This window comes from Citrobacter sp. S55_ASV_140 (assembly GCF_018919505.1).
GTDB classification, from domain to species: Bacteria; Pseudomonadota; Gammaproteobacteria; order Enterobacterales; family Enterobacteriaceae; genus Citrobacter; species Citrobacter werkmanii.
On the sequence record NZ_JAHLQZ010000425.1, the window covers coordinates 1 to 604 of the forward strand.

At 54.3% G+C, this 604-nt stretch carries 1 protein-coding gene; it reads right to left on the bottom strand.

The annotated features are described in order from the left end of the window. Positions 1-71 precede the first annotated feature (71 nt). The coding region (locus KQJ18_RS24330; RefSeq protein ID WP_275945721.1) for a PTS transporter subunit IIC at positions 72-604 on the bottom strand (533 nt) is incomplete at its 5' end.

Genomic DNA, 604 nt, shown 5'->3' on the forward strand with positions numbered 1-604 from the left:
ATGATCATGGAACTGCCCTGCCCATTGCCACACACAGCCAGAATACGTACGGTCATAATCGGAACTCCTTATTAAGCAGAGTGTTCTGCCAGTTGTTTTTCTGCGTCTTCCTCAGCGCGCAACGTGCGTCCTGCGAAAAACATATAAGCCAGTGCAATCAGAATAATGACGGCCATAAACGCGATGCCGATGGAGGCAAAGCCCTGCATCATCGGCGGCGCCAGAATTGACCAGTCCGCCATCCCCATCCACGCGCTCATACCGGTGAGTTTCACCGCCCAGACGCAGCCAAAGATTTCAATCATCCCCATCACCAGACAAATCTTGAGCGCCGCGCGCCAGCCGCCAAAGTGGTTCGCGAACACGCCAATGGTGGCGTTGGAGAAAAACATTGGGATAAAACCAGGAATAATCAGGATGGAAGAGCCGCAACCCACGAGGATGCCGACCGCAATCAGTTGGCCGATGGTGCCCCACATAAAGCCCCACACCACCGCATTGGGAGCAAAGCTGTATATCGCCGCACAGTCAATCGCCAATACCGCACCGGGAATCAGACGCTGCGAGATACCGTTGAACGCTTCTGAAAGTTCGGCGACGAACA